The sequence below is a fragment of the Paenibacillus sp. J23TS9 genome, from assembly GCF_018403225.1.
GTDB lineage: Bacteria > Bacillota > Bacilli > Paenibacillales > Paenibacillaceae > Paenibacillus_AQ.
This window is the reverse complement of record NZ_BOSG01000002.1, coordinates 64,436-86,851: the sequence shown is the minus strand read 5'-3', so window position 1 is coordinate 86,851 and position 22,416 is coordinate 64,436. Positions and strand designations below refer to the sequence as shown.

Sequence of the window (22,416 nt, the reverse complement as noted above, 5' to 3'; positions counted from 1 at the left end):
TCCCGCCTCGTCATTCAAGAAAGGAATCAAATATCTGTGAATCCTGGTGTTAATCATCCTCAGCGCAAATTTATTCTGATCGGAATTTTGGTTTCAACCTTCCTGTCGGCTATCGAAGGAACGGTAACGGGTCCGGCTGGACCCGCGATCATCAGCAGCTTTGGAGGTATGAAGCTGCTGAGCTGGATTTTTACGGCATTTTTGCTGACCATGGCTGTTTCAACCCCGGTTTTCGGGAAAATCAGCGATTTATATGGCCGTAAGCCAGTATTTCAGATCGGTTCGCTGCTGTTCGTGATTGGCTCGCTGCTATGCAGCTTTTCGCAGAACATGGAGCAGTTAATTATATTTCGGGCCATTCAGGGGATTGGCGCAGGTGCCATCGTGCCGGTGACCTTTACGATCATCGGAGATGTATACCGAATTGAGGAACGTGCCAAAATCCAGGGCATGATCAGCTCGGTATGGGGGATTTCCTCGCTGATCGGACCGCTGGTTGGCGGTTATTTTGTTGACTATCTGAACTGGCGCTGGATTTTTGGCTTTAATGTTCCGTTTGGCTTCATCTCCATGTGGCTTATTGCCCGCTATTTTCATGAAAGCCGTGAGAAACGGGAGAAAACACAAATCGATGTGGCCGGAGCGGCGACTTTCACGATTGGTATGACGGCGCTGCTGTTTGCCTTGGCAACAGGCGGACAATATTTCAGCTGGAGCTCACCGATGCTGATCGGCTGCTTCATTCTGGCGGTCGTGCTTCTGGTTGCTTTTATCTTCATCGAGAACCGTGCTGCTGAGCCGATGCTGCCTCTGAAACTATTTCGCATCCGCGACATCTCGGTGTCGACAGTGGCAAGCATTCTGACCAGCGCCCTGCTGATCGGTCTGACCACGTATACGCCGCTTTGGATTCAGGGAGTCATGGGCAAAAATGCGACGATGTCCGGCCTGACGATGGCACCGATGTCGATCGGATGGCTTTTCGGCTCTGTGTTCGGAAGCCGGCTTATCCTGACTGCGGGTTCCCGTAAGACCACCGTAATCGGACTTGCCGGTATAGTGATCGGCGCTGCCGGGCTCGCCTTTATTACGGGCTCGACGCCGCATTATATTCTGCTGATCTATACCTTTATCTACGGAGTGGGATTTGGTTATTCGACGACCGTGTTCACGATCATCGCCCAATCCTCCGTCGGCTATTCACTGAGAGGAGCTTCTACGGCGCTCAATACCTTTGTGCGTTCCTTGGGCCAGACGATCGGTGTTGCCGTGTTCGGAACCTTCATCAACCTCAGCATTGCGAACCGGATTGCCCGTCAGCCGGGGCTTGAGGATGTAAAGCAGGAGGAAGTGAACCAGCTGTTGACCCCGGAAGGAAGCGCCAGCATGCCGCAGGAGCTGTGGAACCAGCTGAAGCAGATTCTGGAGGGAAGCATTCATTCGTTATATGTGGTGATGGCAGTCATCGCGGTCATCAGCCTCATTTCTGTCTTGGCGCTGCGTAATACAGTGCCTGCGTCCGAAGAAGAGGAACTGGCAGAAAAGGCTTAGCCCGTACCCGCGGGATTTTGAACAAAAAGGACACCCCGGTTTTCGATAACCGTGAGGGTGTCCTTTTTTTGTTACCGACTATTCACTTCCGCAGGGAAGGCGTCAGCCTTTCTGCCTGCATCCCCAGTTTTTTCAGCAAATCAATCAGCTCGGCCTTTTCCTCATCGCTCAAACCGCTGAAGGCATGATGAATCCGTTCGGTATATTTGGGATATAAATCGTTCATCAATGCCTCGCCGACCGGTGTCAGCTCCGCATAAATCACGCGGCGGTCGTTTGGGCAGGGACGGCGGTGGATATATCCGCGCTCCTCAAGCCTGTCAATCACATAGGTGACATTGCCGCTCTGCAGCAGAAGCTTGGAGCCGATCTGCTGGATCGGCTGTGAGCCTTTGTAATAGAGTACCTCCATGACCGCAAAGGCGGTTGGGTTAAAGCCTTCGATTTTACTGTTGATGACGGCATGCTCGTTGATGCTTTTGAAGCTTTTGGCGAACACCCGGTACAGGTGCAGAGACAACTGGGCATCACGTTCCTGTGGATGAATCATGATTATTCCCGCCTTTATATTCATTTACTGCTGCCGTGTTAAGAATGTTGGATTCATGCCGTATATTTGAGATGGAATTGATAATCCCCATATTTGTATCCTTATCATAGCGCTTGGCCTATATGAAAAACATGTGATTTGTCACATTCCATCGGCTTTGAAAAATTAAAATTTGTAGTAAATTTCATCCCGGGGGTTGAAGATTCAATCGGTCTCGGGGCTGATGGAAGAAAAGCTCATTTTTTTTACGATATAAGAAAGAAAAAGCTTGAAGGAGTGGCCGGAAATGTCGGGAAACACCGTAAGAAATAAGGAAGCTCTGATGCGTAACCGCCCGTATATGATGCTGATGGGAGCCCAGCTGATTTCAGACCTGGGAGATTGGCTGCTGATGCTTGCCTTGATTACGATGGTAGGCTTAAGGATGAATGCAACGCCATGGGAAATTACGATGATTTCGCTGTGCATGGCAGTACCTATGATGCTCGGGGGACCTTTCGGCGGCTATCTTAGCGATAGGGTGAACCGCAAGCTCTTGATGATGATCTCGGATGTAGCCCGGTTTGCCATTGTCGGGGCACTGCTGTTCGCAGATTCCCTGTGGCAAATCTATATCATTCTTGTCTTGAAAGGGATGATGGCGGTCTTATTTTCGCCAGCAAAAAGTGGTAAAGTGAAAGAACTGGTTCCATCCTCTCAAATGAATCAGGCTGTGTCGATCAGCTCGGGGATTGAACAAGTTACGAAAATTATCGGCCCTGCTCTTGGTGGTGTGCTTGTAACGTTGATCGGAATCAAATTTTGCTTTGTATTGGATGCGTTGTCTTATCTGCTGTCCGCTGTACTGCTGCTGGGCGTTCCAGGGCATGCGAAGTCAGCAGGGGAGGAAAAGACGGAGGCGCTGAAAACGGATGAAAAGATCTCCTTTTGGAAAGAGATGGGGGCGGGTGTGCAGCTGATCGGAAGCATACCGATCCTTGCGGCCAGCGTGGTGACTATTTTCATGATGCTGATGGTCGTTACGATTGCCGACTCGCAGGTCGTCGTCCTGTTCCGTGGAATTCCGGGCGTTTCTGAAAATCTGCTGGGCTGGTGCATGGGGGCAAGCGGTTTGGGTACGCTGGTGGCTGCACTCATTGCAGGTAAAAGCAAATGGAATCCACTCGCCAAGATTGGACTTGGAACAGCCATCACCGGTGTTGTATTCGGCTTGGCTGCGGTTGTCGTTACCCTGGCCGGTGCAAGCAGCTGGACATATGCCGTATTGTTTGCTTCCTTCTTCTTCGCGGGATTTGGTGCAGGCTGGACTTATATTCCGTTCTCGGCCTTACTGCAGCAGCGGACACCGGTATCGTTAACCGGACGTGTATTTGGTGCAGTCAACAGTTTGAACAGTACAGCGGTCATCCTCGGACCTGTTATCGGTGGTGCGCTGGTGACCTCCTATGGAGCGGTGCCTGCGTTCATCATTTCAGGCTCATTGACGGCTATAATCGGGCTCTTACTGCTTGCCGGACGACGCGTGATTGAACGCAAGGATGAGCTTGCAGCTGCATCCGTTGCTGCACGGGTACAAGGGCGGGCAGCCACCGGGGTTTAGTCAACCGGCGCGGAACTTATTATTTTGATCTAATGGCAGGGGTGTTGGAATGGAAGCGGGAAGCAGCGAAGCAGCACTGTTGGACGTATTTATTGAAGAAGCGGGGTACGAGGAAGGTCATCCGCGTATCCGTGATATCGCATTTCAGGTTCATGCCGGAGAGCTCTTAGGGCTGATTGGCCCGAATGGAGCCGGAAAGAGCACCACGATCAAGACGCTGCTCGGCCTGCTGAAACATGCAAAGGCCCGTGTTTCCTTGGGTGGCAGCTCCAAAAGGTATGCCTATGTTCCGGAGCAGCCGGTTTTTCATGATGATTTAACGCTATGGGAGCATATGGATCTGGCAGCAGCCGTGTATGGCCTGGATTATGAGTCCTTTAGCCGGGATGCGGACAGGCTTCTTCGCCAGTTTGGCATGGAAGAGGTTAAGAATGATCTTCCTGGCGGGTTCTCCAAGGGAATGAAGCAGAAAATGATGCTAATGCTCGGTTTCTTAAGCAAGCCGGATGTATATATCGTAGACGAGCCTTTCATCGGACTGGATCCACGCGCGACTAAAGATTTTTTGAGGCTTCTGGACGAAGAGCGCAGCCGCGGCGCAGCTGTACTGATGTCAACGCATGTGCTGGACACGGCAGAAAAAATTTGCGACAGGTTCGTTATGATTTCCTTCGGAAAGACGGTTGTAGAAGGGACGCTTGCGGATATCCGCGAAAGCGCCGGACTTCCCGGGGCATCGCTGTTTGACTGCTTCGATTCGCTTGCATGAGGAGTGAATACCAGGGCAACGGCGGATAACAGAAGGAAAGGACGAAGATATGAGCGGCCGAAAGAATGAAGGATATCTATTTCCAAATCCAGCAAGCCTGTTCAGGCGGAGACTGAAGAGCCACTTTAAAGAAGTAGCGGCTGTTCTGCGTTCGGTAGCCGACGATTGGACAGTGTTCCTGTACATACTCATACCTGGATTGCTTCTGGGTGGCAGGCTCTATTATGGTCTATGGAAGGAGCCGCTACCGGATTGGTCCGGACAGCTTCCATTTACGTTAGTGCCGGTGCTGCTCATGCTTATTGCTTCCATCGGGGGCATTCTTCTGCTGGTTCGGGAGGGGGATGTGCTGTTTGTAGTACAGCGGCAGGCTTGGCTTCAAGGAATCATGCTCCGTGGCAGCCTGTATAGCATGGCTTCGGCAGCAATAAAAACGGCTGTCTGTTATCTGCTTCTGCTTCCGTTTTTGATCAGACAGTTTCATGAAGATAGCTTGTTTGCCGTATGTTTGCTTTTCTTTACCCTTGCTTTTGAATGGGTTCTGATGTGGTCCAAACATCTGATCAGAGTCCAGACGGGCGGATGGCGTAGACGCTTGCTGTATGTTCCGTTCGTCTTAATTCCGGCAATTCTGTATGTAATATGCAGCTTGATTTTTAGAGCGCATCCTATTTTTCTTGGTTTTGGGGCGATGATCTTGGTTGCTGTAAGCCTGCTCCTCATCCAAGTAAGACTCCGTCTCCGGGGGACATTCATGAATGATGTGCAGGAGGATTTGGCCAAACGGACAAACTTGACGAGCCTTGTTTTGAGTCAGGCTGTGGACAAACCGCGCCGGATCCGCAGGAAAACCTGGATATTTCGCCGATCCCGGCCTGTATTCCGTTCTGTAAGGACTTCCAAGAGAATGGCAGGTGCGATGATCAAAGCCTTAGTGCGTCATCCGGGGCAGAGAAAGCTCTATCTGCAATTCGCGGCCGTTAGCACGATGGTTCTCCTGCTGCCTATTCCATTAGGGATTAAGGCCATGGTGTTCGTTGCACTTGAGGCGCTGCTGGTTTATTGGCTATTTCTGCAATGGTTCAACTTCCGGGAGGACGCTTTTGTTTCACTGCTGCCATGGCCGGATGATAAGAGCCTTCAGGCTGGGATTCTGGCGGTCCGGACACTGCTGCTTCCGTTCGCGGTCTGGACATCGGCCATTTTACTGTTTACTGGAGTAACCCTCTGGCTTGCAATTATTGGCTTCATCCCCCTAGCCGCTGTCATTGGATGGACTGTTCCTCAGGTTATGCGCCTGTTCATGCTGAATAAAGAATATTAAAAGAAGGCCCGGATTTCACTCGTGAAATCCGGGCCTTCAATATAAGCGTCATATTAACTATCAGTTGGATGGGACATTTGCGCCGCATGCATACCGGCCGTATAGCCCGTGGAAAAGGCTGCCGTGATATTGTATCCTCCGGTATAGCCGTGAATATCCAGAATCTCTCCACAGAAAAAGAGACCCGGCATCAGCTTCGACTCCATCGTTTTCGGGTTGATTTCCTTCAGATTGACACCGCCTCCGGTGACAAAAGCTTCCTCGATCGATTTGGTACCGGTGACATGAATAACGAACTTCTTCAGCACATCCACAAAGGTGGACCACTGCTGCTTTGGCAGATGGGCGAAAGTGGCGTCGCCGTCCAGCTCGGCCCGGTTCATGAGCAGCGGCAGCATACGTTCCGGAACGGTGCCCTTGAGCACGTTTTTGATGGCCTTCTTGGGCTCATCAGCCAGCTTTTCACGCAAAATGCGTTCCAGTTCATGAGGAGGCGTATCGGGAAATAAATCCACTGCCATTTCCACTTCATTGACCTTGAATTTATTTTTCACCTGACGGATAAACTGGCTGCACCGCAGGGCAATTGGGCCGGAGAGCCCGAAATGGGTAAATATCATATCTCCGCGGTGTCCAATGATCTTCTTGCCTTTCGGATTCCATACTGACAGCTCGACATCACGAAGAGACAAGCCCTGAAGCTCTTTGGCTGCGATCCAGCTTTCACGGGATACGATGGGCACCTCGGTAGGATATAACTCCGTAATGGTATGTCCAGCGGCTTGTGCCCACGGATAACCGTCACCAGTCGATCCTGTATGGGGCACCGATTTGCCGCCCGTGGCGAGAATAACACCGGATGAGCGGTATGCTGCTCCAGATGCAAGCTTTATGCCTGAGGCCTGTCCATGTTCATAAAGCACTTCCGCTACAGGAGTATCCGTTTTGATCTGCACGCCAAGCCTCCGGACTTCTCCCACGAGCGTGTTAACCACACTGGCTGCCTTATCGGATACTGGGAACATTCTGCCGTTGTCCTCTTCCTTCAGAGCAATACCCAAGCCTTCAAAAAAACTCATGATATCACGATTGTTAAAATGCTGAAAAGCACTGTATAAAAAACGGCCGTTGCCTGGAATGTGGGCAATCAGCTCCTCGGTTTCTTTGGCATTGGTCACATTGCAGCGGCCGCCTCCCGAGATGCCGAGCTTGCGACCAAGCTTGCTTCCCTTATCCAGAAGCAGGACCGAGGCGCCGTTTTTGGCTGCTGCGATGCAGGCCATGAGACCCGCAGATCCGCCTCCAACGACAATGACATCATATTCTTTCACGTTTTTCTCTCCTTCTAACCGATGACCCCCGTATCCGCGTTTTAATTGTACCTTTTTAGGATATATCAGGGTATATTGTAATATAGTGTAGGCTGTGATTTAATCAACATGTACATCACTTTTTTACAGTTAATTTATTTTTGTCGCTATTTCCTGCAGAATCAGATATGCCCAAGTGTCATCCAAGTGAATGGATCTGTATAGGCTGCCCGGATGGGGAGGAGGGACTTGCGATTATTATTGCGCTGAAAAATATTATAACACAGGTGCTCATGGCGGGTTCATTTGCGTTTTTGTTCCCGCTTAGTCTGGATAAGTATGTCCGCGCGCTCAGGCGAAAGAGGAAGCTCGATCCTACAGGCTTCGAATTTGTTATCATTATATCCAGTGCTTTGAGCATTTTGCTGTGCTCGGTGTTTTCCACCTCGCTGTTTCATCTGATTCCCCTTAATCTAGGCATATTGCCGCTATTTATCGGCATGCTCTATGGAGGATACAAAAGCGGACTTCCTTTGGCAGGAATGTACCTGCTATGTGATTATTTTTTAAACGAACGATGGTCTTTATCCGGACTCTTTTTGCATACCGGTTTGCCGTTATACCCCTTGCTTGTTCTAATGTCCCCTCAATTTAGGAAGGGAACGCTCACTGATAAAGTCAATAAGCTGTGGATGTGTCTCCTACCCGCCATGCTCCTCATCACTGCATCCCCTATTATTGAAGATCCTAATTTAAGCTTTTCCGATACGGGCTCTTTGCTTTTAATTTTGTTTTATATCATGGTAAGCGTTTTTGCTGGCGGCGCACTCATTTATGTAATTGAATTTGCTTTAGAGAAGCTGCTGCTGAAGGAACAGATCAAGGGCATCTCCGAAAAGTACCTCCGCGAGGAAGAGAAGCTCCAGCAAGTGATGGATGTGGCGCCCCTGTGCATGGTATCCGTAGATAACAGCGGTAATGTTACCAGCATTAACGAAATGATGATGAATTTATTCAAAAGCCGGGAGCCTGAGCTGACCAAAAATGATATTCTCGGGCATCCGCTGAGCCCATTTGTCGATATGATGGAGAAGGATTATATCAGCTACCGGATTGCTCAAGCCTTGAAAGGCATCAAGATGAATAATGAGCTGATAAGGATTGGTTCGCAGATCCACTATACGAGTACCTCGCCGCTTACGAACGGTTATACCGGTGAAATACTTGGAGCGGTTCTGGTCATTCAGGATATCACTGAGCTGGAAAGACTGCGGAGCGAACTGGGGAATGTGGAAAGGCTCAGCCTGGTCGGACAGATGGCAGCCAGCATCACGCATGAAATCCGTAACCCGATGGCTGTGGTGCGCGGTTTTCTTCAGCTGATGAAGGAAAAGAGTCCGGAATCGCTTGACCATTATTACCGGATTGTCATGGAGGAGCTGGATCGCGCGAACGGCATCATCAATGACTTTCTATCCCTTGCTCAAAACCGGATATCCGAAAAAGAGCAGTGGCATCTGCACCAGATTATCAATGATCTCAGCCCACTGCTGTGGGCGGATGCGAATTTGCGTGGACAAACCATTGAGTTGATGCTGGATGAGCGTGTGCCGAAGCTGAATTTGAACGCCAAGGAAATCAAGCAGCTGCTGCTGAATCTCGCCCGTAACGGAATGGAGGCGATGGAAGAGAAGGGGAAGCTTATCCTGCAAACATGTCTTGTAGAGAAGGAGCAAATCGTGGAACTGATCGTTATGGATACGGGCGTGGGGATGTCCAAAAGCCGCCTGGAGCGGCTGTTTGAACCCTTTTTTACGACCAAAGCCAAAGGGACGGGGCTGGGTCTTGCCCTATGTCTCAGTATCGTGGAGCGGCATGGCGGCAAGATAAAGGTTGAATCGGAGGAAGGTCAAGGTACAACGTTTATCATTCGGCTTCCGTTAGCCGATTCCTGAGTCAGCGCGTGCTGCAGAGTTTCCCGTTCCATTGATGTCTCTTGATTTCAGGGTTTATGAAGGTATAATATTATCTGTACGCAGTATAAAATGAACTAAAGACGGATTGCTTTAGCTCAATTTATAATATTTGATATTTTGCAGATTAGGAGTGATAAGAAATGTCTATGTCTTTTGACAGATATATGAAGGATATGATTCAACCGATGCGAGATGAGCTTACGAGTCTCGGGATCAAGGAGCTCAGAACTCCAGAGGAAGTAGAAACGCATCTGTTGGATGCTCCAGGCACCACCCTGGTAGTTGTCAACTCGGTATGCGGATGTGCAGCTGGACAATGCCGTCCTGGTGTTTCCCTGGCATTGCAAAATGATTTGGTGCCTGACAATCTGTTCACAGTATTCGCCGGACAGGACAAAGAAGCTACGGCAAAAGCCAGAGAATATTTTGCACCGTATCCTCCGTCTTCTCCTTCCATCGCAGTACTGAAGGATGGGGAGCTTGTTCATTTCATTGAACGTCATCAGATCGAAGATCGTTCGGCTCAAGAAATTGCCGAGGATCTAACTGAAGCGTTTGACCGTGTGTGCCGTTAATAGGCACAGCACGTTACATAATGCCCCGTATAATCGGATAACCGATCTATGCGGGGTTTTCTGTTTAAGTAATGGTAGAGAGCCTTGAAGGGCAATCTAATTTCATATATAAGCCAAGTATCATGAGAAGAGGTGTTTTGGATGAGCCTGCAAGAAGAAATTATTGCAGCCTTGGGCGTAAAGCCGGTCATTGATGAAGAGGCAGAGGTTAGAAAAAGAGTGGACTTCCTGAAATCCTACGTGAAGAATGCCGGGGCAAAGGGACTTCTGATCGCTATAAGCGGGGGTCTTGATAGTGCTGTCGTTGCAGGTTTATGCAAACGGGCAACGGATGAATTGACAAAGGAAAACGGCGATGAATTTATGACGCTGGGGGTTTACCAGCCCTACGGCACGCAGGACGATATCGAACATAGCTACGCCGTGGCCAAAGCCTTTGATCTGAAGCATACTGCCGAGACCAATATCGAGGATACCGTAACCGAGATTGCGCTCGAAGTCGAGCAGGGGCTTAAGCACATGGGGGTGCACCGTCATATTACGCCGCAGGGCAAAGGCAATGTCAAAGCCAGAACCCGAATGGTGATGCAGTATGCACTTGCTTTTGAATTGAATCTGCTGGTGGTGGGTACGGATCATGCTTCCGAGGCGATTACCGGCTTCTACACCAAGTGGGGTGACGGTGCCGTTGACATCACACCGATGAGCACCTTGAACAAACGTCAGGTCCGCCAATTGGCAAGATACCTGGGTGTTCCGAAGGAAATCCTGGACAAGGCACCAACCGCGGGGCTTTGGGAGGGACAGACCGACGAGAAGGAGCTGGGCATCTCCTATGATGAGAACAGCGACTACCTCGAGGGTAAAGAAGTCGACGCAGCCACGAAGGAACGTCTGGAAAGCTACTACAAGCGAACAGCGCATAAGCGGAATTCGATTCCGGGGATATAGAAAATGAATAAACGGGCAGTCAAGGGTTCAACCTTGCTGCCCGTTTTTAGTTTGTGAACAAGTAACAACAGCGATGGAGCAATATCTGACCGCGCAGCGTCTGCAAGAGAATGAAAGGTAGTCCTTGCGTTTAGGCCATCCCTTTGGAAGAACCGGAGACCTGCGGCAATGCTGGCTCTTTTTTCAGGCTCAGGATCAGCCATACGCAGTGCAGAAGCAGGATCACCAGGATGACATAATCCCATACGGAGACAGAACGGCCGTCCTGGCCGAGAAACTGGATCAAGTTATGTATAAAGTGGTAGATAATTAATGGAATGATATTTTTATTCTTAACGATGAGTAAGGCTAGGGCAGCACCTGTGAGCAGAGCGTAGACAAGCTGTACGATAGTGTCCTCGGCGCTTTGTCCGGACAGTATGTTAAGGACATGCGTGACTGAGAACAGCAGGCTGGAGGCGACGATTGCGGCAGTGATGCTCTTTTTCCGAAGAAGAATGTGCAGGATCAGTCCCCGGTATACCGTTTCTTCCACGAAACCGACCATCAGGGTAAAGAAAACAAAGAACAGGGCTTCTTGAAGCGTAAAGCTTCTAAATCCATTGAAAGCAATGCAAATCAGCGTGAGCACGAGCGGTAGATAATAGATCCAGTTCTGCCGGGGAATCTCGGTGAGCGGCCGGAAGCCGTAGCGTCCCCAGCTCTTCTTCAAGGTTACATAAAGAATCAGCACAATGGAAATCGGGATAAAGGCAATCAGAACAGGCGCAGTGTAGCTCAATTCCTTGATGGTGGCATACGCTCCGGCGATGAACATCGCAACGAGGATAAGCAGCTCAATGATGACAACGCTTAAAACGGGACGCCTTTCCGTAAATGGGATCTTGCTAAGGTTTGTTTGCGTGGCCGGTACCTTCATGATTAAGATCAGCTCCTTTAATTAATTGCTCAACATATTCTTTTTCCATCTGAAAAAAACGCTTGCCGTACGATAACACCGATACTCTGTAGTAATGCTTCTGCGGGTCCGGAATCTCAGCCAGCTCACCTGCAACAATCTGCTCGACTGCCTGCAGACGGCCGATTTCCTGGTTCAGCTTGTGATGGTATTCGGTAAGGCGTTGGATCCGGGCTGCTTCATCCAGATAATCGTAAAAAAAGACTCTTACTAAAAATTCGTTGCGGCTGAGCGTAAGCGGTGCACCAAGCCATTCCATAAAGGTGTTCTTGCCTTCAGGCAGGAGGGAGTAGATTTTTTTGTTCTTGCTGCTGTCTTCCTCTTCGGTAACGGATACCCATGCCTTGTCAGTAAGGCGTTTTAGCGCGGGGTATAAACTGCCAAAGCTGGCCTTGTAAAACATGCCGATGGACAGGTCGATGGTCTTTTTCATGTCATAGCCACTCATGCTACCTTCCATCAGCAGCCCTAAAAGGATGTATTCAAGCATTGGATCCACCTCGTATGTATCGATTTGATATATCGTTTCGATGTATAATATAACGAATGAATATAAAATGGTCAATACTATTTTTACAAATATTTCTTCCGATCCCAGATCGAAATATTATAGACATCACTCGCATCACGGGATTTCTCCTGCTACAATAAGGTTTGAATGTTTGGAAGGATGGTGTGGTGCATTGATTCACGGAATCGGGCATGATGTGCTGGAAATCAAACGGCTTTCGCTCCTGTTGAGCGGGCAGCTCGGGTATCGGTTTATGGAACGGGTGCTCACGGAGAAAGAGCGGGAGGAAGCCAGAAAAAGAGGCGGAAAGCTGACTGAATTCGTAGCCGGCCGTTTTGCCGCCAAAGAATCGATTTCCAAGGCTTTCGGCTGCGGAATCGGCAGTATCATCGGCTTTGGCGACATGGAGATTTTGCCGGATTCCTTGGGCAGGCCCATTGCCGTCCTAAGCTCGGGAGCATGGGAACGCCTTAAGCTTCCAGGTGAACCGGAGTATATTATACATTTGACCATATCTCACCAGACTGAGCTGGCTTCAGCGTTTGCAGTCATTGAAAGAATCGTTAAATAGCTTACAGAGAGAAAGCCGGAAGGATTTGAAAGAGCCTTATGAATCAAACAGAGCAAAAAAAGTTTTTTAGCCAGCATTTGCTGGAATGGTATATGCGTAATAAAAGAGATCTGCCGTGGCGCCGTCACCGCAATCCATACTATATTTGGGTATCAGAAATCATGCTGCAGCAGACACGTGTGGATACTGTTATTCCTTATTTTCATCGATTTATTGAAAGGTTCCCAACCGTCGAGGATTTGGCGGATGCACCAGAGCAGGATGTGCTGAAGTGCTGGGAAGGCCTCGGATATTATTCACGTGCGCGAAATCTTCAGGCAGCGGCCAAACAGGTGAAGGAGCTTCATGGCGGACAAGTACCGGATGACAAGCAATCGGTATTTGCCTTGAAGGGGGTTGGCCCATATACGGCTGGGGCAGTGCTGAGCATCGCATTCAACAAGCCTGAGCCGGCGGTGGACGGCAATGTCATGCGGGTATTGTCACGCTACTTTCTGATTGAAGAAGACATCATGAAGGGAAGTACCCGGTCATTTATGGAGGGGCTGGTCGTAGAGCTTATCCCTGAGGGCCGCGCTTCCGATTTCAATCAGGCGCTGATGGAGCTTGGAGCGCTGGTGTGCACGCCGAAATCGCCGCACTGCCTGACTTGCCCGGTAATGGAGCACTGTTCCGCCCGGCTCGAAGGAGTCGAGGAATCGCTGCCGGTGAAGACCAAAGCAAAGCCGCCGCGTCCTGAATTTCGGGTGGTGGCTCTGGTGGAAGGATCGGGAGAGCATGCGGGCAAAGTACTGATCCGCCAGCGTCCGCAAGAAGGCCTGCTGGCCCGGATGTGGGAGCTTCCGCATGTGCAGGTTCCGCAAAGCCGAAGCGGCCGGCTGCCGGATGAACCGGCGATGGATATCCTGGCAGGCGCGCTGCTGGAAGAAGGAATCACAGCGAGACCAACGGGATATATGATGGATGCCGAGCATACATTCAGCCATATTCATTGGAATCTGCAGGTTTACAGCTGCCGTGAAGAGGAGCTTCCTTTAGTGGCGGAGACAAAGGCGGTCTATACACTGGAGCATGAGGTGAAGGATGATGGACCCATCCATCGCTGGATTCTTGAAGAGGATATGGCCCGGTATGCCTTCCCGAATGTGTTTCTAAAAATCATCCGTGAGTACTTTAATGGGAAGCAGACCGCTGAATAAGATCATGAACATGAAAAAAGAACCGTCCAATATGGACGGTTCTCTTTGTTCTGCCGAGCCTTACGCTCAGAAAATCACCTTACGGTTGAACGATTCCCTGGTAACGTTTGCTGACAGCATCCCAGTTTACAACGTTCCAGAAAGCAGCGATGTAATCAGGGCGTTTGTTTTGATATTTGAGGTAGTAAGCATGCTCCCATACGTCAAGGCCCAGAACCGCAGTTTGGCCGTCCATGATTGGGTTGTCTTGGTTAGGTGTGCTGGTAACAGCCAGCTTGCCGTCTTTGTTCACAACGAGCCAAGCCCAGCCGCTGCCGAAACGGGTAGTAGCCGCTTTGGCGAAGTCTTCTTTAAATTTATCGAGACCGCCAAGATCACTGTCGATAGCTTGTGCCAGCAGGCCGCTTGGTGCGCCGCCGCCGTTTGGTCCGATGATTTCCCAGAAAAGGGAGTGGTTCGCATGTCCGCCACCGTTGTTGCGAACGGCTGTACGGATGCCTTCAGGCACGCTGTCGAGGTTCGACAGAAGCTCGTCGAGGCTTTTATTTTGCAGTTCAGGAGCGCTTTCCAAAGCTGCATTCAAATTGGTTACATACGTGTTATGGTGACGATCGTGGTGGATCTCCATTGTCTGTGCGTCGATATGAGGCTCGAGCGCATTGTTAGGGTAAGGAAGTGCTGGTAATTGAAATGCCATGATAAATACCTCCTGTAAATGTTTTTTTAAAGGAGTTTTTGCTGGGCAAAAGCATCCTTTTTGACCGGATTATGTAGCAGTAATGCATCCAAATACAATTAAACCGTATTTTTTCAATTAAATCAACATTTATGTTTATAAAGTCAACCTAGGTCTGTACGGTCTTACATAATCCGTATTATCCATTACCCTTTCCCCGAGTTTTTATGCGTCCAAAAATCACCATTATATGGTTATTTGACTGATATTACAATGAAAACGCTTGCTATAAAGCGCTTTCAAAAGAAAATGCGTGTTTTTTAAAGAAAACTATGGTTTAATGAATGATAAAGAAGGAATTTAACGGTTTTTGTCGTAATATTTATTCTGGATTATAATGAGAGCGTCTAGCGACGAGCTTTCGCAGAAGACAGACCGCTTAAAGCGGAAGTTTTCCTTGCGATATAAGGATGAGAACTTTTCGAAGCATATAATTTCTTATATTTTAAGGGGAGCTTGATCTTCCAAGGATCCAAACAAGCTGACGAAAAAGGGAGATTTAAGACATGCATGTTCGTTCCTTTCAGTTAAGTGATTGTTCCAGTGTCACTGAGTTGATGCAGGTTGCCTTGTCCGAAGAGTGTTACCGGAATACGATGGGACCGTTCTCCAGGCAGCTTTCCTGGGATTCGGAATTGATTATGGTTGCAGAGGAAGACGATGAAATTGTGGGGGCCTTGATCGGAACGATCGAGCACAACCACGGCTGTTACTACAGGATTGCCGTTCATCCCGACTACCGCCGCCAAGGAATTGGCAAAGCATTGGTCGCGGCTATGGAACAGCGTTTCCAGGTTCGCAAGGTGAGCCGTATTATGATTGCCGGAGATGAGCATAACAAAGCCGCTCTGCCGCTTTACGAAGCGATGGGCTACGGCGCTAACAAGATTTTGGAAGCCTTTCAAAAGCTTAGTATTATTAGTCCCCAGCACTAATACGTATGCAGTAACAAATGGACCCAAGTTGATACAAATTATAAACTTCTTGCCGGTCTCAATCAAATGAACACATACAAAATCATAGAAACTTCTAAGATGGACAAGCTATCATTATTGTCAAAAAACAATATTTTCTATATTGAGCATATCTTTACTGCCGTTGCAAAACTGCGAAAGATATGCTTTTCTGTATATAAGGGGATTTTTTTATAAATGAGGTGTAGGATGAATCAAGTTCAACAGCATGAACCCGGACGCTCGGGGACACTTCCGGCAGACAAGCCGGTGACCGAGCCGAAACAGCGCAGTCTTTCCTCCGAGGTGTGGGACTGGGCTAAAACGATCGTCATCGCTTTTGTAATCATGATGCTGCTTAATTTATTTGTCTTCAATCTGTCGATGGTCAAGGGGCAATCCATGCAGCCAACGCTGTACGAGAAGGAAAGGCTGTTTATTGATAAAATCGTGTATGATTTCAAATCGCCCAGCAGGGGCGAAATTGTTGTGCTGCGCGATCCGAGCGATGGACCGGATAAAAAGGAATTTCTGGTCAAACGGGTTATCGGCATTCCCGGTGATATTGTCGAAGTGAAGGATCACAAGCTCTATGTGAACGGTCAGATGCAGGTCGAGCCTTATACGGAAGTGGAGATCCAAGATCCGGATTTTGGACCGCTCAAGTTGGACAAGGATCACTACTTTGTAATGGGAGATAACCGGCATGCGGGCGCCAGCAAGGACAGCCGCTCTTTTGGCAGTGTTACCGCCAAAGCTATTGTCGGCAGGGCAGAATTCATTTTCTGGCCGGTATCCCAGATTAAAGGCTTATAACAAACGTTATCAAGGCTGAAAAGGAGGCGCGAGCTTTTTGACAAACATGAAAAACTCCGCTTATGCTCCTCCGACTTCCCCTTGGGAGCAGCTGAAGCGTGAAATTAAAGAGGCTACGGCGAGTTTTGGCATTGACGAAATCGGCTTTGCCTCCGCAGATCCCTTTGTATCATTGAAAGCCATATTGCAAAATCACCGTGAACTCGGTTATGAGTCCGGCTTTGAAGAACCTGATCTGGATAAACGTGTTACCCCCGCACTACCTTCCGCGGAGCCCGCCTCTCTCATATCTATCGCTGTCGCCTATTCTTCCAAAATGACTGATGCTCCCAAAAATGAGCCGGGCAAGTATCGGGGCGTTTTGTCGCGCTCATCATGGGGCAAGGACTATCATCAGGTACTGCGCGAGGCGATGGGCAAGCTGGAGGCTTTTATCCGGGAGAGGGTGCCTGAGGCTGTGCTGGAGAGCATGGTGGATACAGGCGCGCTTGTAGACCGGGCTGTTGCGGAACGTGCCGGTATCGGCTTTAGCGGAAAAAACTGCTGCATCATTTCTCCGAAATGGGGCTCCTGGATCTTTCTTGGGGAAATGGTAACGAATATTCCTTTTCCTCCAGATACGCCGGTGACGGAGGATTGCGGGGACTGTACGCTATGCATTGACGCTTGTCCAACAGGGGCTCTGGTAGGACCCGGGCAGCTGAATGCCCAGCGCTGTATCTCCTTCCTGACGCAGACGAAAGGCTTCCTTACGGATGAGATTATGCGCAAGATCGGCAACCGTTTGTACGGCTGCGATACCTGTCAGGTGATCTGTCCGAAAAATAAGGGGAAGCACTGGACGCATCATGAGGATTTACTGCCAGACCCGGATAAGGACAGACCGCTTCTGCTGCCGATTCTGGATCTAAGCAACCGTGAATTTAAGGAGAAGTTCGGGGAAAGCGCCGCCGCATGGCGGGGCAGAAAACCAATCCAGCGCAATGCGGTGATTGCGCTCGGAAATTACAAGGATACATCTGCGGTGCCCAAACTGGGTGAGGTACTGCTGAAAGACCCACGGCCGGAGCTGCGGGGAACCGCAGCCTGGTCGCTGGGACGCATAGGAGGCGAAGAGGCATTGAACATCATGAATAAAGCCATAGCTGAAGAGCAGGACGAGAAGGTCAGAGAAATGCTCGGGGAAGCGAAGGAACAACTTCAATCGCAAACGAAAGCGAACACAGCAGAAACGGTAAGCGAAGCACCAGGATTTTCACCTACTCTCAGCGGAGAGCCGGAAACGATTTATTACGATGAAATGCAGTCCAAGATTGGACCGTTAACATTATGCTCCACAGATAAAGGGCTCTGCCTGATCGAGTTCGGCAGCTTTAGCGTGAAGGAAGCTGTCCTGCAAAAATGGTCCCGCACCTGGTGCGGCGGTGGTGAATTCGAACATGACGACGGTCGTCTTGCTGAGGCCAAACGGCAGCTCGGAGAATACTTCGCCGGGCAGCGCACGGAGTTTGATCTGGCGCTGGATTTGCGCGGAACACCTTTTCAGCTTCAGGTTTGGACGACTCTTGCCGATATTCCATATGGAGAGATCCGTTCTTACGGAGTTGTAGCGGAAGAGATCAAGAGACCGAAAGCCATCAGAGCGGTCGCCGGAGCCATTAATAAAAATCCGGTTCCGGTCATCATTCCCTGCCACCGGGTACTTGAAAGCGACGGAAGCCTGACAGGCTTCCGTGGAGGTCTTGAAACCAAGCGCCTGCTTCTGAGCCTGGAGGGTTCACTTCCCGAAAGAAATACGCGGATTGAAGAGTAAAGCGGTGAAGAGCTGTCCGGCTTTCGCATCAGCCGCTGAAAATCGGGGGAAGAATCATGAGGTATATAAGCATTGACAACGTAGAGCCCGGACAATTCTTAGGCAAAACCATATATTCCGGCAACGGTACTGTGCTCTTGTCTGCAGGCGTCCAGCTGACGGTGTACATGATCAACACATTAAACCGGATTGGCGTCACGATGGTATATATTCAGGATCCGCTGTTTGACGATGTGGATACGGATGACATGCTCAGCGAGGCGACCAAGCAGGGGATCATTCAAGAGATGTACAACGCTTTTGAGGTGGTGCGTTCCGGAAAGGACTGGAACATCCAATTGATTGGAAGCAGTGTAGAGAGTCTTTTGGAAGATGTGATGAGCAACAAGGAAATGCTGGTTCAGCTGACTGATATACGGACGACAGACAACAGTGAGTACATTCATGCGATGAATGTTTGTCTGCTGTCTGCTGTGATGGGTATCAATATGGGGCTTAATTACCAGCAGCTGAAGGAACTTGCAACAGGTGCGCTGATGCATGATATCGGGAAAAGCGGCATGAGTGAAGAAGATGATATTTTACCCGGACTCAAATCCCATCATACGTGGAGAGGGTTCGAAAAGCTTAAGAATAAAAGAGATTTTAGTCTCTTGGTTGCCCATGTGGCCTTGCAGCATCACGAACGGATCGATGGCTTGGGCCTTCCGCGTGGACTGACAGGTGATGAGATTCATCTGTATGCCAAAATCGTATCGGCCGCGGACACGTATGACCGGCTGATCCATCCGTTACTTCCGAAATCAAAAAACCTGCTGCCGCATGAGGCCTGTGAGGAAATGATGGCCATGTCGGAGAAGCAGCTGGATTACGAGGTATTGATACAGTTCAACCGGATGGTTTCGATCTATCCCAACGGAGCTGCCGTCCGGCTGTCAACCAAAGAAACGGGCGTTGTTGTGAATCAGCATCGCGGTCTTCCGGGCCGTCCGGTGGTAAGAATCGTACGCGGCGAGGCAAGCCATCTTGACGTCAAGGAGCTGGATTTGGCGCAGGAAACTACCGTTTTTATAGAGGCTGTTTTAATGTAGAAATCCATTTGCTAGCCACACGGGTACATGCTATGATAGTTTCGTGTTGCTAAGCACACAAAGTATTGATCTATAAATATGAGGTGGCGGAAAATGCAATATGTCATTCCTGTGGTTACGCTGATTGTCGGCTTAATCGGCGGTTTTTTTATCGGCGTGTTTTATTTGCGCAAGCAAATGGAGAAAATGCAAAGTGATCCACAAATGCTGCAAAAAATGGCCAAACAGATGGGGTATAATTTGAATGGTCGCCAAATGCAAAAAGCCCAGCAAATGATGAAAAACCAGCAGAATACGGGTAAAAAAGGGCAAGGCGGCGGCAAACGCAAGTAAGGTAAGGATATTTCAATAATAGAAATCAGTAGGTCACGAGAGGAGGACGTGCCGTGGCTGGCGTTAAAGATTACGCAAATACCAAGGTTCAGCAAAATCGTGAACAAGTCGAGCATCATATAGAGCAGATATTGAAATTGATCGGAGAGGATACGCAGCGGGAAGGACTTCTGGAAACTCCTGCGCGTGTTGCCCGGATGTATGAGGAAATTTTTGCGGGATATGAGGTGGACCCAAGGGATGTACTGGGCGTTACCTTTGATGAAAATCATGAAGAGCTGGTTATTGTCAAGGATATCGTTTATTACAGCCAATGCGAACATCATATGGCGCCTTTCTTCGGTAAGGTCCATATCGGCTACATCCCAAGCGGCAAAATTGCCGGTCTCAGCAAGCTGGCTCGTCTGGTCGAAGCAGTGACCCGCCGTTTGCAGGTTCAGGAGCGAATTACATCGCAAATCGCCGACATTATGGTCGACGTTCTGGAGCCTCACGGTGTTATGGTTGTTGTGGAGGGTGAGCATCTGTGCATGTGCGCCCGTGGTGTGAAGAAGCCGGGAAGCAAAACGGTAACTTCCGGAGTACGAGGCATTTTCCGCGAGGATCCTGCGTCCAGAGCTGAATTTCTGTCTTTAATTAAAGGTTGATCGGTATAGAAGAGGCATCCCTGGAGGGTTGATATCAACCCTCCAGGGATGCCTCTTTTTTGTGTCCCGAATCACGGTTTGCTTTTCACCAACGGCGCATTATCAATGTCCTTCTGTTCCGCCAGCTTCACGTTGCCCAGAAAGGTTGAAACTCGGCGCAGATACTCACGGGGATGCTCGCGGAAAATAAGTTCATGGTGGCTGCCTTTGACAATCCATACATCGGAGTAGGGATTCGTCTGGTTAGCTGCCAATTTTTCAGCGATTGGGTAAGGAGCCTTTTCATCCTCTGTACCATGCACAAAAAAGATCGGGAATGGATAATCCTCCTTTTTGACCTGCTGATACGGAATTTGATGCAGGCTGGTTCCGTTCAGCACGGGAAATAGCAGCTCTAATATTTCGAGCGACGGATGCCGCGGCAAATCGATTTGGTTTTTGATATTATGATACAGCGTATCCGGTTCCAGCAGGAAGCTGCTGTCCAGAATCATTGCGTCGACATCTTTCGTCTGCAGTCCAGCTTGAAGAGCTGTGCCTGCTCCCATGGAGAATCCCCATACCACAATCTGTTTAGCGCCCCGCTTTTTGGCCAGCTCAATCGCTCCGAGCAGCTGCTGTGACTCCACCTTGCCGCCCGTGGCCACCGCCTTGCTGTTCTGTGATGCAAACCCGTAATCAAACATGATTACGTTGAAATTCATCCGGTGGGCATAATGGGCCAAATCATACATCGGAATCCATGTTTCCTCACGATTGGCACCATATCCATGACTGAATACAATCGTTTTCTTTGACCCGGCAGAGGGAATGTACCAGCCCTGAATCATCCGACTACCGTCAAGCGCGGGGAAAGTGACATTCTCATAAGACATATGCTTGGCTTGCATCGGATTGGAATAGAGCGGAGCCACTGTCGGATTTGAGAGCACCCAGGCGATATACGCATGCAGCGCGATGAAACAGAAGATCAGAAAGAACAGAACCGATAGCAGTAAAGCTACCAGTATATGCTTAACGCGTATGAGCCGCGGAGTCAGCGGTATGGGTGTTTCAGTCAGGGGGCGAGATATTTGGGCGTCATTTCGTGTTGCCATGTTCATGCTTGCCCCTCCTTTAAGGATTACTATTATAGTTTAGCTTCTAAGCAACGAATGGGAAACAGATAAAATTTTACTCTATATCCTATGCTGTGGGACGCCTAAAGTCAATCAGCCTGGCCTATTTGTTATTGAATTGTAATAGAGGGCTGGTTTAGCCTTCTCTATATGAACAGATTTTGCGAAAAAGTAGACTTTAGACGCTGAATTTCTTATAATTATTGTAACCATGTTTCATGTGGTGAAACATTAGGAGGGGCGGGAGCAAGGAATGGAAGACCGCAAATTGACCGTACGCGCCGTCGAGCGCGCACTTGATATATTGATGTGTTTTACCAGGAACAGTGAGCTTGGACTGACTGAAATTGCCGGGCAGATCCACCTTCATAAAAGCACGGTGCATCGTCTGATGACGACGCTTGAAGAGAGAGGTTTCGTGATCCGGGATGCGGCAACGGAAAAGTACCGCTTGGGTCTGAAAGTCTGGGAGTTGTCGACTCATCTGTCCAAGAGCGATGATCCTGCCGTGCTGCTCCTTCCGGCGATGGAACGACTGCGTGACCGGCTTGGAGAGACAGTGAGCCTGTATTTGCGGGACGGAAAGGACCGTCTGCGGATTCAGGCAGTTCAGAGCAACCAGGCGATCCGTCGTGTGGCTCAGGTCGGAGCAAGACTTCCCTTGTATGTAGGCGCATCCAGCAAGGTGCTGGTAGCCTTTGCCACACAGGAGGACCAGCAGGAGCTGTTTCAGGATCCCGAGTGGCCGGATATGTCTGACCCGGATGCATATCTCCAGATGCTGGAGGAGATTCGTGAACAGGGCTACGCTACGAGCTTTGAGGAGCGTGAACCGGGCGCGGCCGCGGTGGCCGTGCCAATCGTGAACAGAAGCGGGGTTGTCGCTGCTGCTTTGTCCGTATCCGGGCCTGTCGGGCGGATTTCAACCGATACGCTCCATGAATTTGCGCCTGTGCTGAAGGAAGCTGCCCGTGAGATGGGCATGATGATATAAACGAATGAAGCCCGCTAAGCCGTGAAGTACGGCTTAGCGGGCTTTATTTTCAACATACTCGGTGCACTGC

Annotated in this window: 22 protein-coding genes; 16 read left to right on the top strand and 6 right to left on the bottom strand. The window is 49.5% G+C overall.

The genetic code is table 11. From position 1 onward, the window contains the following. Positions 1–36 precede the first annotated feature (36 nt). Complete coding sequence (locus KJS65_RS15955) at positions 37–1,551, top strand: MDR family MFS transporter (RefSeq protein ID WP_213650908.1); 1,515 nt, start codon at positions 37–39, stop codon at positions 1,549–1,551. Positions 1,552–1,633: 82 nt separating this feature from the next. On the opposite strand, the gene KJS65_RS15950 is transcribed toward KJS65_RS15955, so the two are convergent. Beyond that, positions 1,634–2,101, bottom strand: a complete 468-nt coding sequence (locus tag KJS65_RS15950) for a MarR family winged helix-turn-helix transcriptional regulator (RefSeq protein ID WP_213650907.1) — start codon at positions 2,099–2,101, stop codon at positions 1,634–1,636. Positions 2,102–2,387: 286 nt separating this feature from the next. On the opposite strand from KJS65_RS15950, the gene KJS65_RS15945 reads away from it, so the two are divergent. Genes KJS65_RS15945 through KJS65_RS15935 form a run of 3 tightly spaced genes read left to right on the top strand, consistent with a single transcriptional unit; the run spans position 2,388 to position 5,794 of the window. Then, on the top strand, positions 2,388–3,701 hold the full coding sequence (locus KJS65_RS15945; protein WP_213650906.1) for an MFS transporter: 1,314 nt from the start codon (positions 2,388–2,390) through the stop codon (positions 3,699–3,701). 49 nt (positions 3,702–3,750) lie between these two features. Continuing rightward, positions 3,751–4,470, top strand: a complete 720-nt coding sequence (locus tag KJS65_RS15940; RefSeq protein WP_213650905.1) for an ABC transporter ATP-binding protein — start codon at positions 3,751–3,753, stop codon at positions 4,468–4,470. A 49-nt stretch (positions 4,471–4,519) separates the two neighbouring features. Beyond that, positions 4,520–5,794, top strand: a complete 1,275-nt coding sequence (locus KJS65_RS15935; RefSeq protein WP_213650904.1) for an ABC transporter permease — start codon at positions 4,520–4,522, stop codon at positions 5,792–5,794. A 53-nt stretch (positions 5,795–5,847) separates the two neighbouring features. Here KJS65_RS15935 and KJS65_RS15930 read toward each other — a convergent pair whose 3' ends face one another. Then, on the bottom strand, positions 5,848–7,125 hold the full coding sequence (locus tag KJS65_RS15930) for a BaiN/RdsA family NAD(P)/FAD-dependent oxidoreductase (protein ID WP_213650903.1): 1,278 nt from the start codon (positions 7,123–7,125) through the stop codon (positions 5,848–5,850). A gap of 167 nt (positions 7,126–7,292) precedes the next feature. On the opposite strand from KJS65_RS15930, the gene KJS65_RS15925 reads away from it, so the two are divergent. From KJS65_RS15925 to nadE, 3 genes are all read left to right on the top strand, one after another. Next, positions 7,293–9,059: a two-component system sensor histidine kinase NtrB gene (locus KJS65_RS15925; protein ID WP_213650902.1), complete on the top strand. Its 1,767-nt coding sequence runs from the start codon at positions 7,293–7,295 to the stop codon at positions 9,057–9,059. Between the two features lie 161 nt (positions 9,060–9,220). Further along, on the top strand, positions 9,221–9,655 hold the full coding sequence (locus tag KJS65_RS15920; protein ID WP_136608881.1) for a BrxA/BrxB family bacilliredoxin: 435 nt from the start codon (positions 9,221–9,223) through the stop codon (positions 9,653–9,655). Positions 9,656–9,796: 141 nt separating this feature from the next. Continuing rightward, on the top strand, positions 9,797–10,606 hold the full coding sequence (nadE, locus tag KJS65_RS15915; protein WP_213650901.1) for an ammonia-dependent NAD(+) synthetase: 810 nt from the start codon (positions 9,797–9,799) through the stop codon (positions 10,604–10,606). Between the two features lie 130 nt (positions 10,607–10,736). On the opposite strand, the gene KJS65_RS15910 is transcribed toward nadE, so the two are convergent. Together KJS65_RS15910 and KJS65_RS15905 are read right to left on the bottom strand one after the other, a co-directional pair. Continuing rightward, complete coding sequence (locus tag KJS65_RS15910) at positions 10,737–11,525, bottom strand: CPBP family intramembrane glutamic endopeptidase (protein WP_213650900.1); 789 nt, start codon at positions 11,523–11,525, stop codon at positions 10,737–10,739. Next, positions 11,494–12,054 carry a PadR family transcriptional regulator gene (locus KJS65_RS15905; protein WP_213650899.1) on the bottom strand — a complete coding sequence of 187 codons (561 nt, stop codon included), beginning with the start codon at positions 12,052–12,054 and terminating at the stop codon, positions 11,494–11,496. The genes KJS65_RS15910 and KJS65_RS15905 overlap by 32 nt, the downstream gene beginning before the upstream one ends. A 193-nt stretch (positions 12,055–12,247) precedes the next feature. On the opposite strand from KJS65_RS15905, the gene acpS reads away from it, so the two are divergent. Together acpS and mutY are read left to right on the top strand one after the other, a co-directional pair. Next, entirely contained in the window at positions 12,248–12,646 is a 399-nt protein-coding gene (acpS, locus tag KJS65_RS15900) for a holo-ACP synthase (protein ID WP_213650898.1), read from the top strand. 38 nt (positions 12,647–12,684) lie between these two features. Next, a complete protein-coding gene (gene mutY, locus KJS65_RS15895; RefSeq protein WP_213650897.1) occupies positions 12,685–13,845 on the top strand; it encodes an A/G-specific adenine glycosylase in 1,161 nt (386 codons plus the stop codon). Positions 13,846–13,924: 79 nt separating this feature from the next. Here the strand turns inward: mutY and KJS65_RS15890 are convergent, their stop codons facing one another. After that, entirely contained in the window at positions 13,925–14,542 is a 618-nt protein-coding gene (locus tag KJS65_RS15890) for a superoxide dismutase (protein WP_213650896.1), read from the bottom strand. A 545-nt stretch (positions 14,543–15,087) separates the two neighbouring features. Between KJS65_RS15890 and KJS65_RS15885 the strand changes: the two genes are divergently transcribed. From KJS65_RS15885 to folE, 6 genes are all read left to right on the top strand, one after another. After that, a complete protein-coding gene (locus tag KJS65_RS15885) occupies positions 15,088–15,516 on the top strand; it encodes a GNAT family N-acetyltransferase (RefSeq protein ID WP_213650895.1) in 429 nt (142 codons plus the stop codon). A gap of 228 nt (positions 15,517–15,744) precedes the next feature. Beyond that, positions 15,745–16,350: a signal peptidase I gene (gene lepB, locus KJS65_RS15880; protein WP_213650894.1), complete on the top strand. Its 606-nt coding sequence runs from the start codon at positions 15,745–15,747 to the stop codon at positions 16,348–16,350. A 46-nt stretch (positions 16,351–16,396) separates the two neighbouring features. Beyond that, positions 16,397–18,163 (top strand): tRNA epoxyqueuosine(34) reductase QueG, encoded by a 1,767-nt coding sequence (gene queG, locus KJS65_RS15875; protein ID WP_213651347.1) that lies wholly within the window; start codon positions 16,397–16,399, stop codon positions 18,161–18,163. Between the two features lie 56 nt (positions 18,164–18,219). After that, positions 18,220–19,254 carry an HD-GYP domain-containing protein gene (locus KJS65_RS15870; RefSeq protein WP_213650893.1) on the top strand — a complete coding sequence of 345 codons (1,035 nt, stop codon included), beginning with the start codon at positions 18,220–18,222 and terminating at the stop codon, positions 19,252–19,254. 93 nt (positions 19,255–19,347) lie between these two features. Beyond that, positions 19,348–19,587, top strand: coding sequence for a YneF family protein (locus tag KJS65_RS15865; protein ID WP_136608871.1), 240 nt, complete (start codon positions 19,348–19,350; stop codon positions 19,585–19,587). Positions 19,588–19,640: 53 nt separating this feature from the next. Beyond that, entirely contained in the window at positions 19,641–20,234 is a 594-nt protein-coding gene (gene folE / locus KJS65_RS15860) for a GTP cyclohydrolase I FolE (protein WP_213650892.1), read from the top strand. 71 nt (positions 20,235–20,305) lie between these two features. Here folE and KJS65_RS15855 read toward each other — a convergent pair whose 3' ends face one another. Continuing rightward, entirely contained in the window at positions 20,306–21,337 is a 1,032-nt protein-coding gene (locus KJS65_RS15855; RefSeq protein WP_213650891.1) for an alpha/beta hydrolase, read from the bottom strand. A gap of 268 nt (positions 21,338–21,605) precedes the next feature. Between KJS65_RS15855 and KJS65_RS15850 the strand changes: the two genes are divergently transcribed. Continuing rightward, positions 21,606–22,346, top strand: a complete 741-nt coding sequence (locus tag KJS65_RS15850; RefSeq protein WP_213650890.1) for an IclR family transcriptional regulator — start codon at positions 21,606–21,608, stop codon at positions 22,344–22,346. Positions 22,347–22,416 lie beyond the last annotated feature (70 nt).

Excerpts from the sequence above, each read along its gene's own strand:
- KJS65_RS15950 (WP_213650907.1), bottom strand. The coding sequence starts at position 2,101 with ATGATTCATCCACAGGAACGTGATGCCCAGTTGTCTCTGCACCTGTAC.
- KJS65_RS15945 (WP_213650906.1), top strand. The coding sequence starts at position 2,388 with ATGTCGGGAAACACCGTAAGAAATAAGGAAGCTCTGATGCGTAACCGC.
- KJS65_RS15940 (WP_213650905.1), top strand. The coding sequence starts at position 3,751 with ATGGAAGCGGGAAGCAGCGAAGCAGCACTGTTGGACGTATTTATTGAA.
- KJS65_RS15935 (WP_213650904.1), top strand. The coding sequence starts at position 4,520 with ATGAGCGGCCGAAAGAATGAAGGATATCTATTTCCAAATCCAGCAAGC.
- KJS65_RS15925 (WP_213650902.1), top strand. The coding sequence starts at position 7,293 with ATGCCCAAGTGTCATCCAAGTGAATGGATCTGTATAGGCTGCCCGGAT.
- KJS65_RS15920 (WP_136608881.1), top strand. The coding sequence starts at position 9,221 with ATGTCTATGTCTTTTGACAGATATATGAAGGATATGATTCAACCGATG.
- nadE (WP_213650901.1), top strand. The coding sequence starts at position 9,797 with ATGAGCCTGCAAGAAGAAATTATTGCAGCCTTGGGCGTAAAGCCGGTC.
- KJS65_RS15910 (WP_213650900.1), bottom strand. The coding sequence starts at position 11,525 with ATGAAGGTACCGGCCACGCAAACAAACCTTAGCAAGATCCCATTTACG.
- KJS65_RS15905 (WP_213650899.1), bottom strand. The coding sequence starts at position 12,054 with ATGCTTGAATACATCCTTTTAGGGCTGCTGATGGAAGGTAGCATGAGT.
- mutY (WP_213650897.1), top strand. The coding sequence starts at position 12,685 with ATGAATCAAACAGAGCAAAAAAAGTTTTTTAGCCAGCATTTGCTGGAA.
- KJS65_RS15890 (WP_213650896.1), bottom strand. The coding sequence starts at position 14,542 with ATGGCATTTCAATTACCAGCACTTCCTTACCCTAACAATGCGCTCGAG.
- KJS65_RS15885 (WP_213650895.1), top strand. The coding sequence starts at position 15,088 with ATGCATGTTCGTTCCTTTCAGTTAAGTGATTGTTCCAGTGTCACTGAG.
- lepB (WP_213650894.1), top strand. The coding sequence starts at position 15,745 with ATGAATCAAGTTCAACAGCATGAACCCGGACGCTCGGGGACACTTCCG.
- queG (WP_213651347.1), top strand. The coding sequence starts at position 16,397 with ATGAAAAACTCCGCTTATGCTCCTCCGACTTCCCCTTGGGAGCAGCTG.
- KJS65_RS15870 (WP_213650893.1), top strand. The coding sequence starts at position 18,220 with ATGAGGTATATAAGCATTGACAACGTAGAGCCCGGACAATTCTTAGGC.
- KJS65_RS15865 (WP_136608871.1), top strand. The coding sequence starts at position 19,348 with ATGCAATATGTCATTCCTGTGGTTACGCTGATTGTCGGCTTAATCGGC.
- KJS65_RS15855 (WP_213650891.1), bottom strand. The coding sequence starts at position 21,337 with ATGAACATGGCAACACGAAATGACGCCCAAATATCTCGCCCCCTGACT.
- KJS65_RS15850 (WP_213650890.1), top strand. The coding sequence starts at position 21,606 with ATGGAAGACCGCAAATTGACCGTACGCGCCGTCGAGCGCGCACTTGAT.